Raw genomic sequence first — 23164 nt, 5'->3', positions numbered from 1 at the left:
AGCGCGGGGGGATGAAAAGCGAAATTCATCCCCCCGCACAGGTTTTTTTCGGGCCCGGTCTTCGGGCGTCTCAGTCTGCGATATTGAAGATCGGAACCACCGTCACCGACTCCTCGGGCTGGGCCGCGCCCTGCCCGCCTTTCAGCATCACCGCCTTGCGCAGCAACTCGGTGCGTCCGGGCTGACCGGGGTTGAACACCGCCGCCGTTCCGCCCTCGAGCGCATCGATGGCGCGGGTGTACCACACACCGGCCAGATCATCGCGGTCGGGCGTGCCGTAGCCCTGACTCAGATGGTGGCCGACCAGCTCGGCGTAGGGCTGTTTGCCGAGCGCAACCAGCACCAGCGCGGAGCCAAGAGCGGTGTCGAGATCATCCATCTTGTAGCCGACGCCGAGGCAAACCACCGATGTCTTTTCCATCTGCGCGGGCGGTAGGCCGCTCTGCAGCACGAAGGCCCCAACATCGGAGAGCACCGCATCTGCCGATTTGACCGAGGCCGCCGCAACATGCGGTTTCAGCAGGGCACCAAAGCCCTCGCACTGCTCGCCAACGCTGGATTGCGCGGCAGCCGGGAGCTTGGCCACCAGTTCCTCGCCCTGCGCGATCGCATAGGTCCGGGCGAGGCAAAGCTGCTGGCCCAGCGCCTGATCGGCGTCAACCAGCGTCGCGGCGGTGATGTAGCCGCCATTGGTGGAGGTTTGCAGACCAACCTCGTTGCAGTGCGATTCCAGCGAGGCAGCTATCGGCGCGGCGGCAAAGAAGTCCGGCATGGCTGCACCGCCCGTCGCGGCGGCAGCTTCAACCGGCGCGCCGCCCTGCACCACCGGCTGGGCCGGGGCAACCGGTGTGGCCGCCTGAAGCGAGACCTGCGCCGAGGCGGTCTGGGTCTGCGGGAGCGCCGGGGCGGTCGTTGCCGGAGCCGCCGCCATCTGGGTGCCGGCCTCACCAGACTTCGAGCACACGCCATGCTGACAGCTGAACATCGCTGGCGTCACGTTGTAGGCCTGAAAGTCATTGCGCTCGTAGCCCTGAGGCGTCGAGGCAAACACCCGCACCGCGCAGGCCTGTGCGCTGCACCAGAAGGCAGAGCCCGAAACCGAGGTATCCAGAATATAGTCCGTCCGGCCATCGCCGTTCATGTCGGCCAGCTGGATGAAGCCCGAGCGCTGCACCAGCTGGTCGGCGGTCGGGTCGGAGCTGCGGGCGATCTCATGCACCGATTGCGCCACCACCGGCGGCAGACCCCATTGCGAGACCGCGGCGCTCTGAACGCCCGGCATCCCGGCCCCGGCCTCGTCGCGCCACGTGAGCAGCACGCCGCGCATGCCCAGCGGGTTGGAGGCCGCCAATTGCGCCACGGCGGGGCCGCCCGCCTGCGCGCGGTGGTAGGCCGACATCAGGAAGTTGCGCTCATAGACCGTGAGCTGCCCGGTCGGCGGGTAGCCCAGATGCGCCTGAAACGCCGTGACCGCCGCGCGCGAGCGCCGCCCCATCACACCGTCGGCGCCCCCGGCATCGAAGCCGAAATAGTTGAGCGCCGTCTGCGTTTCGCGGTTTTCCTGACGGGCCGCCGAATTCGCGCTGCTCTTGTAGCGCTTGGTCCCGCCGGTCGTCCGGCGCACCACGCGCTTGTTTTTCGAGCCATTGGCGATGGCGGCACCAATGATGGCCCCACCGATGAGGGCCGCTGCGTCATTTGCGGAGGCTTGCGCTGGCGGCATGGCGACCGACGCAGCAGTTAATGCGGCCACAATGTGCCGGTTCTTCAAAAATTTCATATCCATCCCCGTGAAATCAGGACAGCCAATGCCACTCTTTTAGGGCCCCTCGACCCCACGATGACTTCCGGCAAAACAGGGCCAAAATTCCGGCCCGGCGACTCGTTCAACTCGACCTCAATTGTCTCGCCTCCACCTTCCCCCCACGTCACTTGACCTGTCAAGGATTCCCGCCTAGCTCCGCGCCATGGTGGAATGGATCACGTCAAAGGGCCTCACCGGCTACGACGCGGCGGTGGCCGAGATGGAAACGCGCGTCGCCGCGATCCGTGCAGGCGAGGCTTCCGAGGCCGTCTGGCTGGTGGAGCACCCACCGCTTTACACCGCCGGCACCTCTGCCGATGCGGGCGACCTGCTCGCCCCCAATCGCTTTCCGGTCCACGCCACCGGGCGCGGCGGGCAATACACCTATCACGGGCCGGGCCAGCGCGTGGCCTATGTCATGCTCGACCTCACCGAGCGCGGCCGCGACGTGCGCGCCTTCGTCCACCAGCTTGAGGCGTGGATCATCGCCACCCTCGCCGAGTTCGGCGTCACCGGCGAGCGGCGCGAGGGCCGCGTGGGCATCTGGATCCCGCGCCCCGAAAAGCCCCCCCTCCCCGACGGCTCCCCGCGCGAAGACAAGATCGCCGCCATCGGCATCCGCCTGCGCCGCTGGGTCAGCTTCCACGGCATCTCGATCAACCTCGAGCCCGATCTCGAACATTTCTCCGGCATCACGCCCTGCGGCATCCAAGGCCACGGCGTCACCAGCCTGGTCGATCTCGGCCTGCCGGTCACGATGGACGACCTCGACCTCGCGCTGCACCGCGCGTTCATCGCCACCTTCGGCTGAGCCGTGAGCTACGACCTTTCCCTCTACCTGCGCCGCGCCGCCGCTCCCTTTGCCAGCTTCTCCGGGCCTGGCTGGCAGGTGGTGGGACACGGGCCGCTTAGCTTGGAAGATGAGGATATTCCGCCCGAGCATCTCGCCGTCATTGGCGCGCGGCGCCAGCTCTGGCAGATCCATATCGAGGGCGCGGCGCCGCCGGAGGCGCTGGACCGACTGCAGGCCCTGCTCGATGCCGCCCTTACCGATCACAAGGCGGTGCTGGTGGATGAGCAGACCGGCAGCTACCAGACCTCCCGCGAGAGCGGCCCCCTGCTGCCTGCGCAACCCGAGTCCGAGGCCGCCCCGCCTCTCGGCCCCTCTCTCCGCCTGTACTTTTCCGCCCCCGTCCCGCCGCCCATCGCGACCACCCTGCCCTATGCTCTCCAAGGCAAAGGCTGGGCCTTCCGCTTCGAGGGGCCGCGCCTGCTGACCTCCGATCAGATCCCTGAGGCCCACCGGGCGGCGGCGGGCGGGCGGCAACATATGTGGCAGGTCACAGTGGAAGGCGCGCTCGATGCGCACCGACAAGACCGGCTGGAGGTGCTGCTCGCCTCGGTGCTCCATACCCATGACGCGGTGCTGATTGACGAAGCAGCCGAGCGCTTTGTCACGGCCCTCGACAGCGGCCCCCTGGCCAGCGCCGCACGGCTGGTGCAGCAGCAGCCGGGCGAGCTGAGCTTCTTCTTCGAAGACGCAAACGCCTTCCACCCTTCCCGTGCCGCCGCCTTCCTCTCGGCCTTGGCCGAGCACCTGCCCCAAGCCCTGCCCCGCCGCTTCGGCCCCTGGGAGCCGCTTCAGGGTAAGGTTGAAGGGCGCGATCTTTCGGAGCTTGCCCGCGCCTGGGAGGATACCCCCGACCTGCTGCTGAAAGCCGCCACCCCCTTCGGCCATATCTTCTGCTCGCTGCTGACCACAAAGGCGCTGGAAGGCTACCACCCCAATCACTTCATCCGCCGCGATTGCGTCGTCGGTCGGATTGCCTTCGAACTCCGGCCCAAGGCCTTCACCGACCCAGCCCTGATCGAGGCGATCATCGCTTTCATGCCCCACGCCGCCGAGATCACCGGCGCCTTCTATGCTGAGTTGCGTCAGGGCGAATGCCCACAGCGCAGCTGGTTCTGGCGCGGCCTGCCTCCCGGCCCCGCACGCGCCCTGCTGCTGGGCCCACCCTACACCGCGCTCTGGCCAGAGGCTGCCGCGCTGGGCACAGAGCTTTCCGGCGGCCGCCTGCTGCTGCGTACCCGCCCCGGCCAGCCTGAGCTGCCCGAGCCGCCCGCCGCGCTGCTGATGCCGCCGCCTGCCCCCTTCGGCAGCCCTGCCCGCAACGAAACCGCCGCCACCTTCCCCTTCCCGCCGCCTGCCACGGCCTGAAATAGCAATACAGCGCACCGGTCATCGGCGGGAAACTGCCGCCGCCTTCCCCTGCGTCATGCACGGCGTCACCCAACCGTTACACTCTGGTCACAAAACCGATTCCAGCACTGCCTAGGCAAAGCCGGAACGCTTGCATCCAAGCCATTTAGCCAGGGAGCCCCCACATGACAGACCAAAAGCACAACCTCTCCTTCGACGACTGGGATGAGGTCAACTTCCCCCGCCCCGAAGAAAACGACTTTGACCGTGTGGTGGAGCGCGCCGTCTCCCGCCGCGGCTTCCTCGGCTCGGTCCTCGCCTTCGGCTCCGGCGCTGCTGTGATGGGCACCGGCCTGCTGAAAGGCACCACCGCGCTGGCAGAGGGCCACGGCATGGCCAAGTCGCGCTTCCCCTTCACACCCATCGACATTGCCACCGACCACGAGGTGCACGTGCCAGAGGGCTACACCGCCAAGGTGCTCGTGCGCTGGGGCGATCCGCTCTTCTCCGATGCCGAGGGCTATGATGTGAACGCCGGTGGCGGTGCCGTCGCGGGCTCCGACCGCGTGTTCGGCGAAAACACCGACGGCATGGAGCTGTTCTCCTTCGACGGCCACGAGATCATCGCGGTGAACTCCGAGTACACCAACAACGATGAGAACCTGCCCGCCGAGCAGGAAGGCACCCCGGCCAATGCCGATGACGTGCTGAAGCTGCAAAACCTCCAAGGCGTGACGGTGATGGAAGTGGCCCCGGGCGACGATGGCTATGCCGTCGTGGTCGACAGCCCGTTCAACCGCCGCATCACCCACAACACCCCGATGACCATCGCCGGCCCCGCCGCGGGCCATGATCTGATGAAAACCGAGGCCGACCCGACCGGCACCACCTCGCTCGGCACCATGAACAACTGCGGTTCGGGCCGCACGCCGTGGGGCACCTACCTGACCTGCGAAGAAAACTTCAACGGCTACTTCGGCTCCATCGATGCCGACGCGGCACGCCCCGATGGCTACGACCGTTACGGCATCGGCGCCGATGGCTGGGGTTACGACTACCACAAGCACGATGCGCGCTTTGACTACTCCCAAAACCCCAACGAGCCGCACCGCGTGGGCTGGATCGTCGAGATCGACCCGACCGATCCCGAGAGCACGCCGATCAAACACACCGGCCTTGGCCGCATCAAGCACGAGAACGCGGCCTGCGCCGTGGCCCCCGATGGCCGCATCGTGGTCTACATGGGCGACGACGAGCGTGGCGAGTACATGTACAAGTTCGTCTCGAACGGCACCTGGGCACCCGGCGCCTCCACCGAGGGTCTGCTGGACGATGGCACGCTCTACGCCGCCAAGTTCAACGACGATGGCACCGGCGAGTGGCTGGCGCTGACGCCCGAGAGCACCGGCATGGCCTCCCTGGCCGAAGTGCTGATCTTCGCCCGCATGGGCGCCTCCGCCGTGGGTGCCACCACGATGGACCGCCCCGAGTGGATCGCCGTGAACCCCCACGCGGTCGAGGCCTACTGCTGCCTGACCAACAACAAGAACCGCGGCGCCGATGGCAAGAACGCCGGTGGCGACGCAACCCCGGCCAACGGCCCCAACCCGCGTGAGACCAACAACTTCGGTCAGATCGTGCGCTGGCGTCCTTCCGAGGATGACCACGCCGCCGACAGCTTCGAGTGGGATCTCTACGTCATGGCCGGCAACCCCGAGGTCTACCCGAACAACGCGTACGGCGGGTCCGACAACGTCACGCCGGGCAACATGTTCAACTCGCCCGACGGCATGGCGTTTGACAGCAACGGCCTGCTCTGGATCCAGACCGATGGCGATTACAGCAACGAAGGCGAGTTCGAGGGCCACGGCAACAACCAGATGCTGGTGGGCGACCCGGTGACCGGCGAGATCGCCCGCTTCCTCACCGGCCCCAACGGCTCCGAGGTCACCGGCGTCTGCTGGTCGGCGGACCGCCGCACCATGTTCGTCGGCATCCAGCATCCCGGCGGCTCCTGGCCCACGGGCGAGGGCCTGCCCCGCTCCGCGGTGATCCAGGTCACCCGGGACGACGGCGCGCTGATCGGCTGATCAGGCCTATCTTGCAAAACCATCGGGCCGCCCCTCACCGGGCGGCCCGTTTCCATTCCGATGCGCCGCGCGCCTACCCCTGCCGCCCGATGATCGACGGCTCCCGCCGGGCCGGGCAGGCCTCGCGCGGGCAGATCCGGCAACTGGTGCCCAGCTCGAGTACCTCGCGAGCCTCCCGCGCGCCGCCAAAGCCCTCGTCCAGCAGCAGCATATGCGCCTCGAAGACCTGCGGAGCGCCAAAGCCCAGCGCGCCCACCGGGCGGCAGATCGCGAATGCGGTAAACCGGCGCGGGCTGCGCCCGGCCATCTCCACCACCGCGCGCACCGGCATCGCCGGGCGGGTCAGCGCGGCATAGAGTGGCCAGAGTGCGCAGGCCGCCCCGAAGCGCGGCATCGGAAAGCCCTGCACCGGCTTGCGAAAGGTCAGCGTGCCCGAGCCATCGCAGCTGACCAGCCCGATCTCGCCGGGCAACCCCTCGCGCGGCAGGCTGGCGAGGCGGCGCAGCACCGCCTCCACCGGCAGGCCGTACCGCCCGGCAAGGGTGCCCGGATCATAGCCCGCCTCATGGGCCGCCTCGGCAAAGGCGGCGAGCGGCATCGCCTCGGCATCGGCGCGGTAGCGCTCCAGCCGGGCGGTGGCCATCTCCCGCGCCGCCGCGCCGCGCAGTTGCCCCGCGCTGCGCGCCTCGGCCACCATCTTCTCCGGTCCGCCCTCGCCGCCCGCGGCGCCGCCCGCTTCCAGCGCCTCCACGTGAAAGCCGCTGCGCCCGAACCAGGCCTCCACCTCCTCCTGCGGCGTGCCCGCACCTGCATCGGCGCTGCCGCCGTCGTCGAGGTAGCGCACCAGACCTTCGGCGCTCTCGGCCAGCCTTGCGCTGTCATCGTTGATGTTGCGGTGAAAGCGGTTCAGCCAATCGCGGTCGAGGTCGGGCGTGTCCGCAAGGATCGCCGCCGTCGAGCGGATCGCGGTGACCGAAGAGAGCATCTCGTGCAGGCTGGCGCTGAGGTGCGGGTCATGGCTGAGCCGGTCCGAAAGCGCCTCCACGCTGCGCTCCGCCTCGCGCACGCGGGCATGGGTTTCGGCCAGCAGCGCCGCCCAGCCGGGGAAGCGCCCTGCGAACTCCTCCACCCGGTCCAGCTCCTCCGCCGAGAGCGCGTTTGCCTTCTCCGGCCCGGCCCGCCCGGCAGGGGCCTCAACCGCCGCCTCGCGCAGCGCATCCACCAGCGCGGTTTCGGCGCCTTCCGATAGCGCCACCGGTTCGGTTTCGAGTGCGCGGGCCAATGCCACAAGGAGTTTGCCGCCGATTCTGCGGCGGTTGTGCTCGATCAGGTTGAGGTAGGAGGGCGAGATCCCGACCCGCTCGGCCAGCTCGCTCTGCTTCAGCCCGTAGTCGGCCCGCCGGGCGCGGATCCGGCTGCCGGTAAGCACGTTCTTTGCCAAGGCAATTCTCCCGTCTTTTCAACGCCGTGCTGCAACTGCGTGAGAAGATTTTTACAACTTCGCCACAACGCCTGACAAAATATTTACAGAAAAATCGTTTCCATGAAAGCGCTTGTTGCCAGATTTGCCCCGACCACCTGATAATGAAGCAGGCCCTCAATGGGCCGTGGCGCGTGATACGGGGGAGGAGCCCCGAGCGCCCATAGACATAACGGGAGGACATCCATGTCGACATCCAAGTTCACACGCCGTGGCGTGCTGAAAACCGGCGCCGTTGCCGGTGCGGGCCTCGCCCTGCCCACCATCTTCACCAGCCGTGCCAACGCCTACGTCAACGAGCCCACCGGCGATACCGTGACGCTGGGCTTCAACGTGCCCCAGTCCGGCCCCTACGCCGACGAGGGTGCCGACGAGCTGCGCGCCTTCGAACTCGCCGTCGAGCACCTGAACGGTGAAGGCGACGGTGGCATGATGAACACCTTCTCGATGAAGAACCTGAAGGGCAACGGCATCCTCGGCAAGAAGGTGGCCTTCGTCACCGGCGACACCCAGACCAAGTCTGACGCTGCCCGCGCCTCCGCCAAGTCCATGATCGAGAAGGACGGCGCGGTGATGATCTCCGGCGGCTCCTCCTCGGGCGTGGCCGTGGCCGTTCAGGGCCTCTGCCAGGAAGCCGGCGTCATCTTCATGGCCGGCCTCACCCACTCCAACGACACCACCGGCAAGGACAAGAAGGCCAACGGCTTCCGCCACTTCTTCGATGCCTACATGTCGGGCGCCGCGCTGGCACCGGTGCTGGCCAACGAGTATGGCAAGGAGCGCCGCGCCTATCACCTGACCGCCGACTACACCTGGGGCTGGACCCAGCAGGAGTCGATCCAGGCCTCCACCGAGGCCCTGGGCTGGGAGACCGTCGAGAACGTACTGACGCCGCTGGCGGCAACCGACTTCTCCTCCTACATCGCCCCCGTGCTGAACTCCGGCGCCGATGTGCTGGTGCTCAACCACTACGGCGGCAACATGGTCAACTCGCTGACCAACGCCGTCCAGTTCGGCCTGCGCGACAAGCAGGTGAACGGCAAGAACTTCGAGATCGTCGTGCCGCTCTACTCCGAGCTGATGGCCAAGGGCGCCGGTGAGAACATCAAGGGCATCCTCGGTTCGTGCAACTGGCAGTGGTCGCTGCAGGACGAGGGCACGAAGGCCTTCGTGAAGTCCTTCGGCACCAAGTACGGCTTCCCGCCGAGCCAGGCTGCGCACACCTGCTACGTGCAGACCCTGCTCTATGCAGACGCCGTCGAGCGCGCCGGCACCTTCGAGCCCTGCGCCGTGGTGGCTGCCCTCGAGGGCGACGGCTCCTCGCTGGACGGCATCGACAGCGCCTCCAACTCGGGCCTCGTGTTCGACGGCCTCGGCAACGGCAAAACGCTGTACCGCGCCGCCGACCACCAGTGCTTCAAGGACGTGCTGGTCACCAAGGGCAAAGAGAACCCGACGTCCGAGTTCGACTTGCTCGAAGTGGTCGAAGTCACGCCCGTGGATCAGGTCTGGTACGAGCCGGATCACCCGATGTTCGCCGGCGGCGACCTCGGCACCTGCAACAACGGCGTCTGATTGCTTCAAACGCCACGGGGGGCGGCCACGCGCCGCCCTCCACTCCCGCCACGAGCGGGCACCGGGGCTGGGCCCGGCAAGACTTAGAAACATACCCATACGGGGATCTATCGAGGCCGAACGCGCGAGGGCAGATGCCGCCGCGCGCATGGTCACACTCATAACGCTAGCCGCTTGAAAAGGTGGGGACAGATGGACGCCATCCTACTTCAAATCCTGAACGGGCTCGACAAGGGCAGCGCCTACGCGCTCATTGCCCTCGGTCTGACGCTCATCTTTGGCACGCTCGGTGTGGTGAATTTCGCCCACGGCGCGCTGTTCATGATCGGTGCCTTCTGCGCCGTGACCATCCAGCGCCTGCTGAACCTCTCCCATGAGGTAATCGACGAAACGCAGACGGACTTTTTGGGCAACCCGCTCAAGGTGAAGGTGCCCTACCTTCAGGACTGGTTCGGAGAGAGCATGGGCTCAGCCTTGCAAGACTGGTCTGTGCCGCTGGCCATCCTCTTTGCCATCCCGGTGATGCTGGTGGTCGGCTACGTGATGGAGCGCGGGCTGATCAAGCACTTCTACAAGCGCCCCCACGCCGACCAGATCCTCGTGACCTTCGGCCTCGCCATCGTGCTTCAGGAGATCGTCAAGTTCTACTATGGCGCCAACCCGATCCAGACCCCTGCGCCCGAGGCGCTCTCCGGCGTGGCCCAGGTGCTGCCCGGCGTGGTCTACCCGGTCTGGCGGATCGTCTACTTCTGTTTCGCCGCCGCGATCATCGCGGGTGTGTTCGCCTTCCTCCAGTTCACCACCTTCGGCATGGTTGTCCGCGCAGGCATGGCCGACCGCGAAACGGTGGGGCTGCTGGGCATCGACATCGACAAGCGCTTCACCTTCATGTTCGGCCTCGCTGCGGCGGTGGCCGGCCTTGCGGGGGTGATGTACGGCCCGATCAACGCGCCGAACTACCACATGGGGATGGACTTCCTCGTGCTGAGCTTCGTCGTGGTCGTCGTCGGCGGCATGGGCTCTCTGCCCGGCGCCGTGCTCGCAGGCTTCCTGCTGGGGATCCTCGAAAGCTTCGCCTCCACCACCTGGGCCACCACCACCCTGCCCGGGATCAACCAGATCATCATCTACCTCGTCGCCATCATCATCCTTCTGACCCGTCCGCGCGGTCTGATGGGTCGCAAAGGCGTGATGGAGGACTAAGAACATGCTCGGACTGAACAAGAAAGATACCAACCTTCTGCTGGTGGTGCTGGCGCTTACGATGCTGGCCCCCTTCATCCTCAACCCGTTCCCCACCGGGAGCGCCATGGCCCAGTTCAACGCGGGCTACCCCGACCTGATGCAGCGTTTCGTGATCTTCGGGATCTTCGCCATCGGCTTCAACATCCTCTTCGGCCTCACCGGCTACCTCTCCTTCGGCCACGCGGCCTTTCTGGGGGTGGGCAGCTACTCGGCGGTCTGGATGTTCAAGCTGCTGTCGATGAACATCCTTCCGGCGATCATCCTCTCGGTGATCATCGCGGGCCTCTTCGCGCTCTTCATCGGCTACATCTCGCTGCGCCGCTCGGGGATCTACTTCTCGATCCTCACGCTGGCCTTCGCGCAGATGTCCTTCGCGCTGGCCTACTCGGTGCTGACCCCCATCACCAACGGCGAGACCGGCCTGCAGATCACCCTGAGCGATCCGCGCATCCTCGGCAGCTCCGCCATGCCCGATGGCTCGATCCCGGTGACCAACCTCTTCGGTCTCGAGATGCGCGCCGCATGGGATATGGCCGTGGGTCCGTGGACCTTCACCTTCTCCGCCGGATACTACTTCTGCGCGGTGATCCTGATCCTCGCCTTCTACCTCGCCATCCGGATTTTCCGTTCGCCCTTCGGCATGATGCTGCGCGCGATCAAATCCAACCAGACCCGGATGAACTACACCGGCCTCAACCCCAAGCCCTACACGCTGGCGGCCTTCGTGATCTCCGGCATGTACGCCGGCCTCGCAGGCGGGCTGATGGCAGCGATGGACCCGCTGGCAGGCGCCGAGCGCATGCAGTGGACAGCCTCCGGCGAGGTGGTTCTGATGACCATCCTCGGCGGCGCGGGCACGCTGATCGGCCCGGTGCTGGGCGCAGGCATGATCAAGTACTTCGAGAACATCCTCTCGAAGATCAACGAAACCGTGCTGCACGGCTGGTTCGCCTTCCTGCCTGACGGGCTCGAAGACTTCATGGTCTCCATCGTCTACCCCTTCGTGGGCAAGGGCTGGCACCTGACCCTCGGCATCCTCTTCATGCTGGTGGTGATCTTCCTGCCCGGCGGTCTCGTCGAGGGGGGCCAGCGCATCGGCCGCCTGTTCCGGCGCCGCGGCGCCAAGGCCTCGGGCGCAGAGGCCGAAGCCGCCAAACAGCAACCCGGCGAATAAGGAGACGGACAGATGGGAATTCTTGAAGTCAAAGGCGTCAACAAGCGCTTCGGCGGGTTGCAGGCCCTGGGCGATGTGAACCTCTCCGTGGAAGAGAACACCGTCCACGCCATCATCGGCCCCAACGGGGCGGGCAAGAGCACCCTGCTCAACTGCCTCGTCGGCAAGCTGATCCCCGATAGCGGTTCGGTCAGCTTCGCGGGCCAGTCCGTGCTCGGGCGCACCCCGCACGAGATCAACCAGATGGGGATCAGCCGGGTGTTCCAGACCCCCGAGATCTTTGGCGACCTCACCGTGTTCGAGAACGTCATGATCCCCTGCTTCGCCAAGCGCGACGGCACGTTCAAGCTCAACGGAATCGGCTCGGTCGGCTCGCAGCGCGACATCCGCGATCAGGCGATGGCGATGCTCGAAGACGTGAACATGGCCGACAAGGCCGATGTCCACTCCGCCTCGCTGTCGCGCGGCGACAAGCGGCGGCTCGAGATGGCGATGTGCCTCGCGCAGGAACCCAAGATGCTCCTGCTCGACGAGCCCACCGCCGGCATGGCCCGCGCCGACACCAACAACACGATCGACCTGCTGAAGGAGATCAAGGACAAGCGCGACATCACCATCGCCATCATCGAGCATGACATGCACGTGGTGTTCTCGCTCGCCGAGCGGATCACCGTGCTGGCTCAGGGCACGCCGCTGGTGGAAGACACGCCCGAGAACATCAAGGGCCACCCCAAGGTGCAGGAAGCCTACCTCGGAGGCCACGGCTGAGGCCGCAGGAGAAAGCGACATGAACGTCAAACCCGACTTTTCCAAGAACGCCAACCAGGCGGCAACCGCCCCGGCCTATTTCTCGGTCTGGGATCTCGAGGCCTATTACGGCGAGAGCTACATCGTCCAGGGCATCAGCTTCAACGTCCACGAGGGCGAGATCCTCGCGCTGCTGGGCCGCAACGGGGCAGGCAAAACCTCGACCCTGCGGGCCATCGCCCGGCTCGACGACCCGCAGGTGACCCGCGGCGAGATCTGGCTCGACCACGAGCCGCTGCACCTGAAAAAGGCCCATGAGGCGAGCCAACTCGGCATGGGCCTCGTGCCCGAAGACCGCCGCATCATCCCCGGCCTGACCGTCGAGGAAAACATCAAGCTGGCCCAGATCGCCCCGCCCATCGGCTGGTCGCTCGACCGCCTCTACGAGCTGTTCCCCCGTCTCGGCGAGCGCCGCCTGCAAGAGGGCGTGACCCTTTCGGGCGGCGAGCAGCAGATGCTGGCGATTGCACGGGCGCTTGCGCGTGACATCAAGGTGCTTTTGCTCGACGAGCCCTACGAGGGCCTCGCCCCGGTGATCGTGGACGAGATCGAGAAGACCCTGCGCATCATCAAGGAGCAGGGCATCACCACCATCATCGTGGAGCAGAACGCCGTGCGCGCGCTCGAGCTGGCCGACCGGGCCGTGATCCTCGACACCGGCCAGATCGTCTTCGACGGCACCGCCGCCGAGGTGCTCGAGAATGAAAGCCTGCGCGCCGAATATCTCGCCATCTGATTGTGCGACCTTTCGGGGGCTGGCCCTTCTCCGGCCCGCCCCCTACCACATGGCATAGAGGAAGACCGGCCAGCAGAGCGCAGTCAGGCGCCGCGGCCGAGAGGAGGACCTGATGACCGAAACCAAATCCTATCCGCCCAGCGCCGATTTTGCCGCCAACGCCAAGGTCGACGCTGCCAAGTACGAAGAGATGTATGCCGCCTCGGTGAACGACCCCGAGGGCTTCTGGAAGGAGCAGGCCGGTCGGCTCGACTGGATGACCTTCCCCACCACGATCAAGAACACCACCTTCAAATCCGATGACGTGTCGATCAAGTGGTACGAGGACGGCGTGCTCAACGTCTCCGCCAACTGCATCGACCGCCACCTCGAAAAGCGCGCCGACCAGACCGCGATCATCTTCGAGCCTGACGATCCCGAAACGCCCGCGCAGCACATCACCTACGCCGAGCTGCACGAAAAGACCTGCCGCATGGCCAACGTGCTGCTGAGCCAGGGCGTTATGCGCGGCGACCGCGTGGTGATCTACCTGCCGATGATCCCCGAGGCGGCCTACGCCATGCTGGCCTGCGCCCGGATCGGCGCGATCCACTCCATCGTCTTCGCCGGCTTCTCGCCCGACGCGCTGGCCAACCGGATCAACGACTGCGGCGCCAAGCTGGTGATCACGGCTGACACCGCCCCCCGCGGCGGCCGCGTGACGGCGCTCAAGAGCAACACCGACGCCGCCCTGCTGCACTGCTCCGACAAGGTCCGCTGCCTCGTGGTCAAGCACACCGGCGACCAGACCACCTGGATCGACGGCCGCGACGTGGACGTGAAGGCGCTGATGGAAACCGCCGCGCCCGATTGCCCGGCCCGCCCGATGAATTCCGAAGACCCGCTCTTCATCCTCTACACCTCGGGCTCCACCGGCAAACCCAAGGGCGTTGTCCACACCACCGGCGGCTACCTCACCTACGCCTCCCTGACCCATGAGGTCAGCTTCGATTACCACGAGGGCGATATTTACTGGTGCACCGCCGATGTGGGCTGGGTCACCGGCCACACCTACATCGTCTACGGCCCGCTGGCGAACGGCGCGACCACGCTGATGTTCGAGGGCGTGCCCACTTACCCCAACGCCTCCCGCTTCTGGCAGGTGGTCGAAAAGCACAAGGTCGCCCAGTTCTACACCGCCCCCACCGCCATCCGCGCGCTGATGGGCCAGGGCGACGACTACGTCACCGGCTGCGACCTGAGCAGCCTCAAGCTGCTGGGCACCGTCGGCGAACCGATCAACCCCGAAGCCTGGAACTGGTACAATGACGTGGTCGGCAAGGGCAAATGCCCGATCGTCGACACATGGTGGCAGACCGAGACCGGCGGCCACATGATGACCCCCCTGCCCGGCGCCCATGCCACCAAGCCCGGCGCCGCGATGAAGCCCTTCTTCGGCGTGCAGCCCGTGGTGCTGGAGCCGACCACCGGCGAAGAGATCCACGACTACCCCACCGAGGGCGTGCTCGCGATCAAAGACAGCTGGCCCGGCCAGATGCGCACCGTCTGGGGCGACCACGACCGCTTCGAGAAGACCTACTTCTCCGACTACAAGGGCTACTACTTCTCCGGCGATGGTTGCCGCCGCGACGCCGATGGCGACTACTGGATCACCGGCCGGGTGGATGACGTGATCAACGTCTCCGGCCACCGGATGGGCACCGCCGAGGTCGAGAGCGCACTTGTGGCCCACGCCAAGGTCGCCGAAGCAGCCGTGGTGGGCTACCCGCATGAGATCAAGGGGCAAGGCATCTACTGCTACGTCACCCTGATGAACGGGCAGGAGCCTTCGGAGGAGCTGAAGAAGGAGCTGCGCACCTGGGTCCGCACCGAGATCGGCCCCATCGCCTCCCCCGACCTCATCCAATGGGCGCCGGGCCTGCCGAAAACCCGGTCGGGCAAGATCATGCGCCGCATCCTGCGCAAGATCGCCGAAAACGACTACGGCGCCCTCGGCGACACCTCCACGCTGGCCGACCCCTCCGTGGTCGACGAGCTGATCGAGAACCGCGCCAACAAATAATGTGGGCAATCTGCCCACCATTCGACCATCCACAAGGCCGGGCCGAAACGCCCGGCCTTCCCCCCTTCCAAAGTCCAGCGTCACATCCCACGCAAAGATGCTACCCTGCTCGCCATGCACCGTGACGAGGAGGAGCGGCGCCCATGCTTGAACATGCCCTGATCCGGGATTCCCTCGGCGCGCCGATCCGCCACGGCGCCCGCTCCCGCTCGACCGACTGGGACGAGGTCGAGGCCTTCTGCCGCACCGTCTACATGCCCTACCGCGTTCGCCCGCTGGAGCGGCTCTCCCGCCCCGACGCCACCATGATCTCCGCGCGCGCTGGCCGCATCACCATGACCCGCTTCGCCTATGGCACCGGCATCCACCTCGACCGGTTTGATCCCGAGGCCGGCAACATCCTCGTCCTCAACACCCTGCGCGGAGCGCTCGACCATTCCACCACCGGCGGCTCCGTCGCCACCGGCACGGGCGAGAGCTTCGTGGTGGATTGCTCCCGCACCGACTACTGGCTCGAGGGCGATGCCGACCACATGCAGCTCAACCTCACGATCCCCCACGATGTGATGGCCGAAACCGCCGAGCGCTGGTTCGGCTTTGTGCCGGGGGATGACCTCTGGACCAGCCGCGTCAAGATCGGCGGCCCGGGCAGCGCATGGCTGTCTCTGCTCGATTACGCCGCCCGCGCGCTCACCCGCCCCGGCCCGGTCGCCACCACCACCGCCCTGTCGCGCCACATCGAAGAGATGCTCTGCGTCGAACTGCTCCGCCAATGGGCCGCAGAGGCCGGCGTGCGGCTCGAGGACGGCGCGCGCGCTGCCGCGCCCGGCTACGTGCGCCGCGCCGAAGAGATCATGGAGGCCGAGGCCCGCGAGGCCCCCTCCATCGGCGAGGTCGCGGCCCGCGTGGGCGTATCGGCCCGCACCCTCTCTGGCGGCTTCCGGCGCTTCCGCGGCCTGTCGCCCCGCGATTTCCTCGCCGCCCGCCGTCTCGACGGGCTGAAGCACGCGCTCGAGACCGCCCCACCAAGCCACACCGTCAGCCGCATCGCTGCCGATTGGGGTTTCGCCAACTTCGGGGCGCTCGCAGCCCGCTACCGCGACCGCTTCGGCGAGCTGCCTTCGCACACCCGCGCCCGGACGCGTCACTGAGTTTCCTTCCGAAACCGGATAGTCCCTGCCGATCCCGAACAGCCGCGCCGCCCTGCCCGCGCTACCCTCCCCACCACGCGATCAAGGGAGGATCTCATGAAAGACACCATCACATCCGACATCACCACCCGTTGCGACGCCGTGCTGAACGATCTCGCCACCGGCGACAGCCGCGTGCCCGGCGTGGTCGCAATGGTCACCGACCGGGACGGCGACATTTACGCCGGCAGCTCTGGCGAGCGCCGCATCGGCGGCGACCCCATGACCGAAGACACCGTCTTCGCCATCTTCTCCACCACCAAGGCCATCGCCGGCACCGCCGCGCTGCAATGTGTCGAAGAGGGCCTGCTTGACCTAGACGCGCCCGCCAAGGACTACGCTCCCGCCATCGGCGCCCTTCAGGTGATCGACGGCTTCGAGGCCGATGGCACACCAAAGCTCCGCGCGCCCAAGTCCGATGTGACCACCCGGCAACTGCTGCTCCACACCGCAGGCTTCGGCTACGATTTCTTCAACGAAACCTACTGCCGCCTCGCCACCGAGCAAGGCCAACCCTCGGTCGTCACCGGCTCCCGCGCCTGCATCGAAACGCCTCTGCTCTTCGATCCCGGCGAGAGCTGGGAATATGGCTCCAACATCGACTGGGTCGGCCAAGTGGTCGAGGGCATCCGCGGCAAGCGGCTGGGCGAGGTCATGGCCGAGCGCATCTTCGCCCCGCTCGGCATGAAAGACATCGCCTTCACCCGCACACCGCAGATGAAGGACCGCACCGCAACCATCCATGCCCGCGGCGAGGATGGCAGCCTGGCCCCGATGGACGACTTCGCCCTGCCCGATGATCCCGAGGTCCACATGGGCGGCCACGGGCTCTACGGCACCGTGCCCGAATACATGAAGTTCATCCGCATGTGGCTGAACGACGGCGCCGGCCCCAACGGCCAAGTCCTCAAGCCCGAAACCGTAGATTGGGCGGTAAAGGGCGCGCTCGTGCCGCCCCAGAAGGTCACCATGTTGCCCGGCGTCATCCCCTCGCTCTCCAACGATGCGGAGTTCTTCCCCGGTGCGCCAAAGGACTGGTCCTACACCTTCATGGTCAACTCCGAGCAGGCTCCGACTGGCCGCCCTGCCGGGGCCATCGGCTGGGCCGGTCTGGCCAACTGCTTCTACTGGATCGACCGCCGGAATGGCGTGGGCGGCTATTGGGCCACCCAGATCCTGCCCTTCGCCGATGCAGCCTCCTTCACCGGCTACATGGCCTTCGAGACGGCGGTGTATGACGCACTCGCCAAGGGCTGAGACCTAAACCTCCCGGAAGGCGGGCGGCTACCCCGGCAGCTCGCCTTCCAGCACATAGCGCAACATCTGCGCCACTTGTTCCGGGCGCTCCGCCACCGCCAGCGCCGCCGCATCCACCTCTTTCAAGGCATGCTGATGCTCGGCCCCGTGCAGCACGATCAGCGATTTGCCAAGCGCGGCGGCCATCCCGGCGTCAAACGCCGCGTTCCACTGCTTGTACTTCTCGCCAAAGCGCACAACCACCACATCGGCCTGCTCGATGCCCCGCCGCGTACGGATCGCATTCAGCTTCGCACCCTTGTGGTCATGCCAGAACTTGTCAGGCTCCGCGCCCAGAATGGCCACCCCACAGTCGTCGCTCGCCGCGTGGTCGGTCACCGGCGCGCTGAACGAAACATCCAGTCCCGCGCACCCCGCGATGATCTCCTCGCGCCAATCGGTGTGGATCTCACCCGAGAGATAAACCTTGAGCGTCATGCCGTTCTCCTATCCAGCAATGTTGACCATGCCCCAGAACAGCACCGCCGACAGCAGCGCAGCTGCCGGCACGGTGATGATCCATGCGGCCACGATTGTCATGAAATGGCTCCGCCGCACCAGCTTACGCCGCCGCCGCTCCTCGGCGCCGTGCTCGGGCCGCGCGGGCAGGCTGCCCCGGGCTCGCCGCATCCGGCGGTCATAATCCCACTCGCGGAAGAACCCCACGCCAAAGACCCCGCCTACGGCGATATGGGTCGACGACACCGGCAGCCCCAGCCAGCTGGCGACGATCACGGTGATCGCCGCCGAGAGCGCCACGCAATAGGCCCGCATCGGGTTCAGCTTGGTGATCTGGCTGCCCACCATCCGGATCAGTTTCGGGCCGAAAAGGAACAGGCCAAAGCTGATGCCCAGCGCCCCGATCACCATCACCCAATAGGGAATGGCGACCGCATCGGTGAAATCCCCGGTGCCCAGTGCCTGCACTATGGCGGCGAGCGGGCCGACGGCGTTGGCCACGTCATTCGCGCCATGGGCAAAGCTGAGGAGCGCGGCAGAAACGATGAGCGGAATGCCGAAAAGCACCTTCAGCGAGCGGTTCCGGTTCTCCAGCCCTTCCGACTGGCGTCGGATCACCGGGATCATCACCAGCCAGATCAGCACCGCCACCGCAAGGCCCGCGCCCAGCGCGGACAGCAGGTCGATCTTGATGAGCTTCTTGATACCCTTCAAAGCGATGTAACTGGCAAAGGCTCCGCCCATGATGCCCACCAGCACCGGCACCCAGCGGCGGGCGGCGGCGATCTTGTCTTCGACGTAGATGATGTTTGACTTGATGAACCACAGGAACCCGGCGGCAATGACCCCGCCCAGCACCGGCGAGATCACCCAGCTTGCGGCAATCGCCCCCATCGTGCCCCAGCTCACGGCGGCAAAGCCCGCCGCGGCAATGCCGGCGCCCATCACCCCGCCCACGACCGAGTGGGTTGTCGAAACCGGCGCCCCGACCCATGTGGCAAGGTTCACCCAAAGCGCGGAGGAGAGCAGCGCCGCCATCATCGCCCAGACGAACACATTGGCCGAACCCATGCTCTCGGGCGCGATGATGCCCTTGGCGATGGTGCCCACCACGTCGCCCCCCGCAATGAGCGCGCCCGCGCTTTCGAAAACGGCGGCAATGGCGATGGCCCCGCCCATGGTGAGCGCATTCGCCCCCACCGCCGGCCCCATGTTGTTGGCCACGTCATTGGCGCCGATGTTCAGCGCCATATAGGCGCCGAAAACGGCAGCGATGATCACGATGAAGGTGCTGGAAGTCTGGCCGAAGAGAAGCGCCGCCAGAAGCCCGGCAAGCACCACGAACACGAAGGCCACGCCATAGCCCACCATCGGCCGCGCCACGTAACTGGTGGCAAGCTCGAGGTTGGAGATGCGGCCTAGGTCGCGGTCCAGCGTCTCCATATGGCTGGCATCGTAGTCGGTCTCGGACACAGGCATCCCCCCTCAGTCAGTCTGGGGCATCACCTGCCCTGCGGGGGGGAGCGGAGTCAACCAGCCCGCGGCTCAGAGCCCGCGCAGGATCTCCTGCAGTTCGGGCTCCTGCACCATGTTGGCGGCATCCTTGGGACTGACCCACTTGCGCCGCCGCTCGCTGGCCTCGGGAAACTCCTCGGCCAGCTCCTCGACCTTGACCGGAAAGACCAGTGTCTCCACCGGCACGCCCCAGCCTTCGTCGCGGGTCTTCTCGTAGGTGTAGCTGCCGATCGCCGCCTTGGGCCGCTTCTGGCTGCGCACCCCGGCCTCTTCCCAGGCTTCCTGTAGCGCCGCGCCGGCGGCATCCTTGCCGCGCATCGGCCAGCCCTTGGGGATGATCCAACGGCCCGTGCCTCGGCTCGTCACCAGCAAAACCTGCTTCTCGCCACCGCTCTTGCGATAGCACAGCGCGCCCACCTGCAAACGCCGGGGGCGTTGCAGCATGGGGCGAAGATACTCCGCCCAAGCGTGCCGGACATAGGTAAGCATTGTGAGCCTGCCGATATTCTTGTTGTCGTTCGGTCACTTAGATAGTGCAATGGTTAACAAATTGCAAAGAGAACCCGCTTTCCACCCGCCCGGCCGCTTGACTCGCCCTGCAATCCACCGCCAACTGATTACATGTTAACGACATCTATTTCCTGATGACGCCCCACAGCAACCGCGCCTGGCTGCTGCTTCTGCCCGCCATCGCCATCATGGGCCTCGTGGCCGTCATCCCTCTGCTGACGGTGCTCAACTACTCCTTCCACGACATCTTCACCCTCGAGAGCCGCTACTGGATCGGGCTGGAATGGTATGGCGAGATCATCACCTCCCAGCGCTTCTGGGCCTCGCTCGCCCGCTCCGCGCTGTTCTCCGCCGTGGTGCTCACCATTCAGGTGCCGCTCGGCATCGCCGTTGCGCTGCTGCTGCGCTCCACCCGCCACCCCACGCTCTACCTCATGGCCCTCGCGCTGCCGCTCGTTGTGCCGTGGAACATGATCCCCGGCATGTGGCTCACCCTCGTCGGGCCACAGGGGCTGGTGGGGCCCTCGCTCATTGCCGCCGGGTTCGATTACAAGTTCACCGCGCTGCACACATGGGCGCTGATCGTGACGATGGACACATGGCACTGGCTCGGCCTCGTGGTGATCCTCTCCTACGCCGGCCTATCCGCCATCCCCCGCCCCTACTACCACGCCGCCGAGATCGACGGCGCCTCCCGCGCCGCCATCTTCCGCCACATCGAATTGCCCAAGATCGCCGGGGCGCTGGCCATCGTCCTGCTGCTCCGCTTCGTCGACAGCTTCATGATCTACACCGAGGCCTTCCGGATCAACGCGGGCGGGCCGCAGGGCGCCACCACCTTCCTCTCGCTCGACCTCGGTGAAGACATAAACGCCTACAGCTACGGCTCGGCGGCGGCGCGGGCGATGACTTACTTCCTGATCGTCATCACCGTGGTCTGGGCCTTCGTGCAGGTCACCCGCAGGCGCGCGCAATGAGTGCCGCCGCCCGTACGCTCGCCCTTGCGGCGCTGTTGCTCTTCATCGCCCTGCCGCTGGTCCAGACGGTGGTGCTTTCCTTCACCGCCACCCTGCCGCAGGACGGGCTGGACACCGGGCAGTTCACGCTCATGAACTACGCCCGCATCTTCGACACGCCCGCGCTGGTCGCCTCCATCGGCAACAGCTTCATCTACGTCACGCTCAACGTGGCGCTCTGCCTCGCCGCCGGGCTGCCTGCAGCCTATGCCTTCTCGCGCTACCGCTTTACCGGCGACCGGCACGTGCTGTTCCTCATGCTCGCCTTCCGGGTCACGCCGCCGGTGGTGCTGTCGCTGCCGATCTTCATCCTCTTCGCCAACCTCGGGCTGGTGAACACGCCCGTCGGCATCGCGCTGGTGCATTGCGTGTTCAACCTGCCCATCGCGATCTGGATCCTGGAGAGCTTCATCTCCGCCGTGCCCCGCGAATTCGACGAAACCGCCTTTCTCGACGGCCAGTCGCTGCCCGGTTTCTTCTTCTCCAAGCTGATCCCGGCCATCGCGCCCGGCATCGGCGTGGCAGCCTTCTTCTGCTTCATCTTCTCATGGGTCGAGGTGGTGTTCGCCCGTATCCTCACCGGCACCGGAGGCAAGCCGATCACAATGGCGATCAACGCGCTCTTCTCCTTCCGCACCGATATCGGCCTCGTCATGGCGATGACCGTCTTCTCGCTGCTGCCCGGCGTTCTGATGATCGTCTTCGTCCGCCGCCACATCGCCCGCGGCTTCGTGATCCGCACCTGAGCCGCCCCACCAGCCCGGTGCATTAACCATCAGGTCACTTTTCCGGGCCGCGTTAACCTCTTGCCCACTCTCATGAAGATATCGTGTCAGCCATGGGGTCCGTTAACGCAGGAGCTTGAAAAACATGACCATGGTGAGGCTCGACACCCAAGGCCAGTCGTCCCAGTCCCTCGCCCTTCCGGCGCAGGTGCTGGCCGCACGCCACCGGCAAAACACGGTGGCCTCGCAATCAACCGATATCCGCCCGCCCGAAAAGGCCGAGGCCCCCGCCAAGGCGCGGCTCGACACTGCGCGCGACGAGGTGCTCGGCTCCGATGGCGAGCGCCGCCCGCCCCCGCCGCTGAAGGAATATGCCCGCATCCCCACCGCAATGACGGCCGAGATCCTCCGCTTGCAGGAAGAGGCCCGCGAAAAGGCGCAGGAGGCCACCGAAGCAGAAGGCGCGGCTGAAACCGCCCGCGCCGCCGCCACCCAGGCCGAGGCCGCCGAAGAGGCCGCGCGCGAAGCAGAGGCCAGCGCCGAAACCGCAGAGGCGAGCCGCACCGAGGCACGCGCCGCCGCCCCGGCCAGCGCCTCCCCGCCGCGCTACGCCTCCGGCCTCAGCGCGGTGAACGGCCCGGCCCCCGCTCCCGGCCAGCTCGACCATCAGGCCTGACGCCGCTCCACCCCACCTGCCCGGCCAGCCGCCCCACACCGGGGCGCTGGTCGCCGGTTTTTACCGGACCGTCACTTTGCCGAACGGCCCAGGCCTGCTAAACTCGCCTCGCATTTGAGCACCAATTTTCGATTCAACCCGCGAGGACCCCCAATGGCTGCCCCCGACTGGCTGCAACATATCAAGTGGAGCAAACCGCACCGCCTCTCCGACCTGATCGCCGACATGAAGCTGATCCCCGATTTCGAGGGGTTCTATGCCTTCAACGAAGACCCCGGCAAACTCGAGGTGGGCCGCGTGCTCTACATCGGTGAGACCGGGCAGGAAGGCGGCCTGCGCTCGCGCCTGCGCACCTACCTCCACCCCGACCCGGTGAACGGCCCGATCGTCAAACACTCCGGGTGCATCTGGATCTACCACCACCGCATCAACGTCTCGTCGGATGACAAGATCTACCTGCGCTGGTCCGGCTGGGAGAGCGACAAGCGCACCCGAATGGGCGTGGAGACAGGGCTGATGCAGTATTACCAAGCCTGGTACAACAAGCGTCAGATGAAGAAAGTCAGCGACCTCGAAACCATCTGACCCCCTCTGACCATGCAAA

Annotated in this window: 20 protein-coding genes; 15 read left to right on the top strand and 5 right to left on the bottom strand. The window is 66.4% G+C overall.

All coding sequences use genetic code 11. From position 1 onward, the window contains the following. Positions 1-70: 70 nt before the first annotated feature. Complete coding sequence (locus tag KUV38_RS02635; protein WP_261385133.1) at positions 71-1780, bottom strand: peptidoglycan-binding domain-containing protein; 1710 nt, start codon at positions 1778-1780, stop codon at positions 71-73. 187 nt (positions 1781-1967) lie between these two features. Here KUV38_RS02635 and lipB point away from each other — a divergent pair, with 187 nt between their 5' ends. The 3 genes from lipB to KUV38_RS02620 all read left to right on the top strand — a co-directional run bounded on the left by lipB (position 1968) and on the right by KUV38_RS02620 (position 6094). Further along, complete coding sequence (gene lipB, locus KUV38_RS02630) at positions 1968-2615, top strand: lipoyl(octanoyl) transferase LipB (RefSeq protein WP_222468563.1); 648 nt, start codon at positions 1968-1970, stop codon at positions 2613-2615. Positions 2616-2618: 3 nt separating this feature from the next. After that, positions 2619-4022 (top strand): hypothetical protein, encoded by a 1404-nt coding sequence (locus KUV38_RS02625; protein ID WP_222468562.1) that lies wholly within the window; start codon positions 2619-2621, stop codon positions 4020-4022. A 167-nt stretch (positions 4023-4189) separates the two neighbouring features. Beyond that, on the top strand, positions 4190-6094 hold the full coding sequence (locus KUV38_RS02620; RefSeq protein ID WP_222468561.1) for a PhoX family protein: 1905 nt from the start codon (positions 4190-4192) through the stop codon (positions 6092-6094). A 73-nt stretch (positions 6095-6167) separates the two neighbouring features. On the opposite strand, the gene KUV38_RS02615 is transcribed toward KUV38_RS02620, so the two are convergent. Continuing rightward, a complete protein-coding gene (locus KUV38_RS02615; protein WP_222468560.1) occupies positions 6168-7535 on the bottom strand; it encodes a helix-turn-helix domain-containing protein in 1368 nt (455 codons plus the stop codon). Positions 7536-7760: 225 nt separating this feature from the next. On the opposite strand from KUV38_RS02615, the gene KUV38_RS02610 reads away from it, so the two are divergent. The 8 genes from KUV38_RS02610 to KUV38_RS02575 all read left to right on the top strand — a co-directional run bounded on the left by KUV38_RS02610 (position 7761) and on the right by KUV38_RS02575 (position 17620). Beyond that, positions 7761-9149, top strand: coding sequence for a substrate-binding protein (locus KUV38_RS02610; RefSeq protein ID WP_222468559.1), 1389 nt, complete (start codon positions 7761-7763; stop codon positions 9147-9149). A gap of 192 nt (positions 9150-9341) precedes the next feature. After that, the gene (locus KUV38_RS02605; RefSeq protein WP_222468558.1) at positions 9342-10352 is read left to right on the top strand and encodes a branched-chain amino acid ABC transporter permease; all 1011 of its coding nucleotides are present in this window, start codon (positions 9342-9344) and stop codon (positions 10350-10352) included. 4 nt (positions 10353-10356) lie between these two features. Then, positions 10357-11568 (top strand): branched-chain amino acid ABC transporter permease, encoded by a 1212-nt coding sequence (locus tag KUV38_RS02600; RefSeq protein WP_222468557.1) that lies wholly within the window; start codon positions 10357-10359, stop codon positions 11566-11568. A 12-nt stretch (positions 11569-11580) separates the two neighbouring features. Beyond that, positions 11581-12336 (top strand): ABC transporter ATP-binding protein, encoded by a 756-nt coding sequence (locus KUV38_RS02595; protein ID WP_222468556.1) that lies wholly within the window; start codon positions 11581-11583, stop codon positions 12334-12336. A 19-nt stretch (positions 12337-12355) separates the two neighbouring features. Beyond that, positions 12356-13111 carry an ABC transporter ATP-binding protein gene (locus KUV38_RS02590; RefSeq protein ID WP_222468555.1) on the top strand — a complete coding sequence of 252 codons (756 nt, stop codon included), beginning with the start codon at positions 12356-12358 and terminating at the stop codon, positions 13109-13111. Between the two features lie 112 nt (positions 13112-13223). Then, on the top strand, positions 13224-15173 hold the full coding sequence (acs, locus tag KUV38_RS02585) for an acetate--CoA ligase (protein WP_222468554.1): 1950 nt from the start codon (positions 13224-13226) through the stop codon (positions 15171-15173). 143 nt (positions 15174-15316) lie between these two features. Beyond that, positions 15317-16324, top strand: a complete 1008-nt coding sequence (locus KUV38_RS02580) for an AraC family transcriptional regulator (RefSeq protein ID WP_222468553.1) — start codon at positions 15317-15319, stop codon at positions 16322-16324. A gap of 96 nt (positions 16325-16420) precedes the next feature. Continuing rightward, complete coding sequence (locus KUV38_RS02575; RefSeq protein ID WP_222468552.1) at positions 16421-17620, top strand: serine hydrolase domain-containing protein; 1200 nt, start codon at positions 16421-16423, stop codon at positions 17618-17620. 27 nt (positions 17621-17647) lie between these two features. Here KUV38_RS02575 and KUV38_RS02570 read toward each other — a convergent pair whose 3' ends face one another. The 3 genes from KUV38_RS02570 to KUV38_RS02560 all read right to left on the bottom strand — a co-directional run bounded on the left by KUV38_RS02570 (position 17648) and on the right by KUV38_RS02560 (position 20077). Next, on the bottom strand, positions 17648-18097 hold the full coding sequence (locus tag KUV38_RS02570; protein WP_222468551.1) for a YtoQ family protein: 450 nt from the start codon (positions 18095-18097) through the stop codon (positions 17648-17650). 9 nt (positions 18098-18106) lie between these two features. Continuing rightward, the gene (locus tag KUV38_RS02565; RefSeq protein WP_222468550.1) at positions 18107-19597 is read right to left on the bottom strand and encodes an inorganic phosphate transporter; all 1491 of its coding nucleotides are present in this window, start codon (positions 19595-19597) and stop codon (positions 18107-18109) included. Between the two features lie 66 nt (positions 19598-19663). Beyond that, complete coding sequence (locus KUV38_RS02560) at positions 19664-20077, bottom strand: NUDIX hydrolase (RefSeq protein ID WP_261384613.1); 414 nt, start codon at positions 20075-20077, stop codon at positions 19664-19666. A gap of 200 nt (positions 20078-20277) precedes the next feature. Here KUV38_RS02560 and KUV38_RS02555 point away from each other — a divergent pair, with 200 nt between their 5' ends. From KUV38_RS02555 to KUV38_RS02540, 4 genes are all read left to right on the top strand, one after another. After that, entirely contained in the window at positions 20278-21120 is an 843-nt protein-coding gene (locus KUV38_RS02555; RefSeq protein WP_222468548.1) for a carbohydrate ABC transporter permease, read from the top strand. Beyond that, positions 21117-21905, top strand: a complete 789-nt coding sequence (locus KUV38_RS02550; RefSeq protein WP_222468547.1) for a carbohydrate ABC transporter permease — start codon at positions 21117-21119, stop codon at positions 21903-21905. Before KUV38_RS02555 ends, KUV38_RS02550 begins: the two co-directional genes overlap by 4 nt. A 124-nt stretch (positions 21906-22029) precedes the next feature. After that, positions 22030-22560, top strand: coding sequence for a hypothetical protein (locus tag KUV38_RS02545; protein WP_222468546.1), 531 nt, complete (start codon positions 22030-22032; stop codon positions 22558-22560). Between the two features lie 153 nt (positions 22561-22713). Next, on the top strand, positions 22714-23145 hold the full coding sequence (locus tag KUV38_RS02540) for a hypothetical protein (RefSeq protein ID WP_222468545.1): 432 nt from the start codon (positions 22714-22716) through the stop codon (positions 23143-23145). Positions 23146-23164: the final 19 nt, after the last annotated feature.

It is taken from the genome of Vannielia litorea, assembly GCF_019801175.1.
GTDB classification, from domain to species: domain Bacteria; phylum Pseudomonadota; class Alphaproteobacteria; order Rhodobacterales; family Rhodobacteraceae; genus Vannielia; species Vannielia litorea_B.
This window is presented reverse-complemented; position numbering and strand designations above follow the sequence as displayed.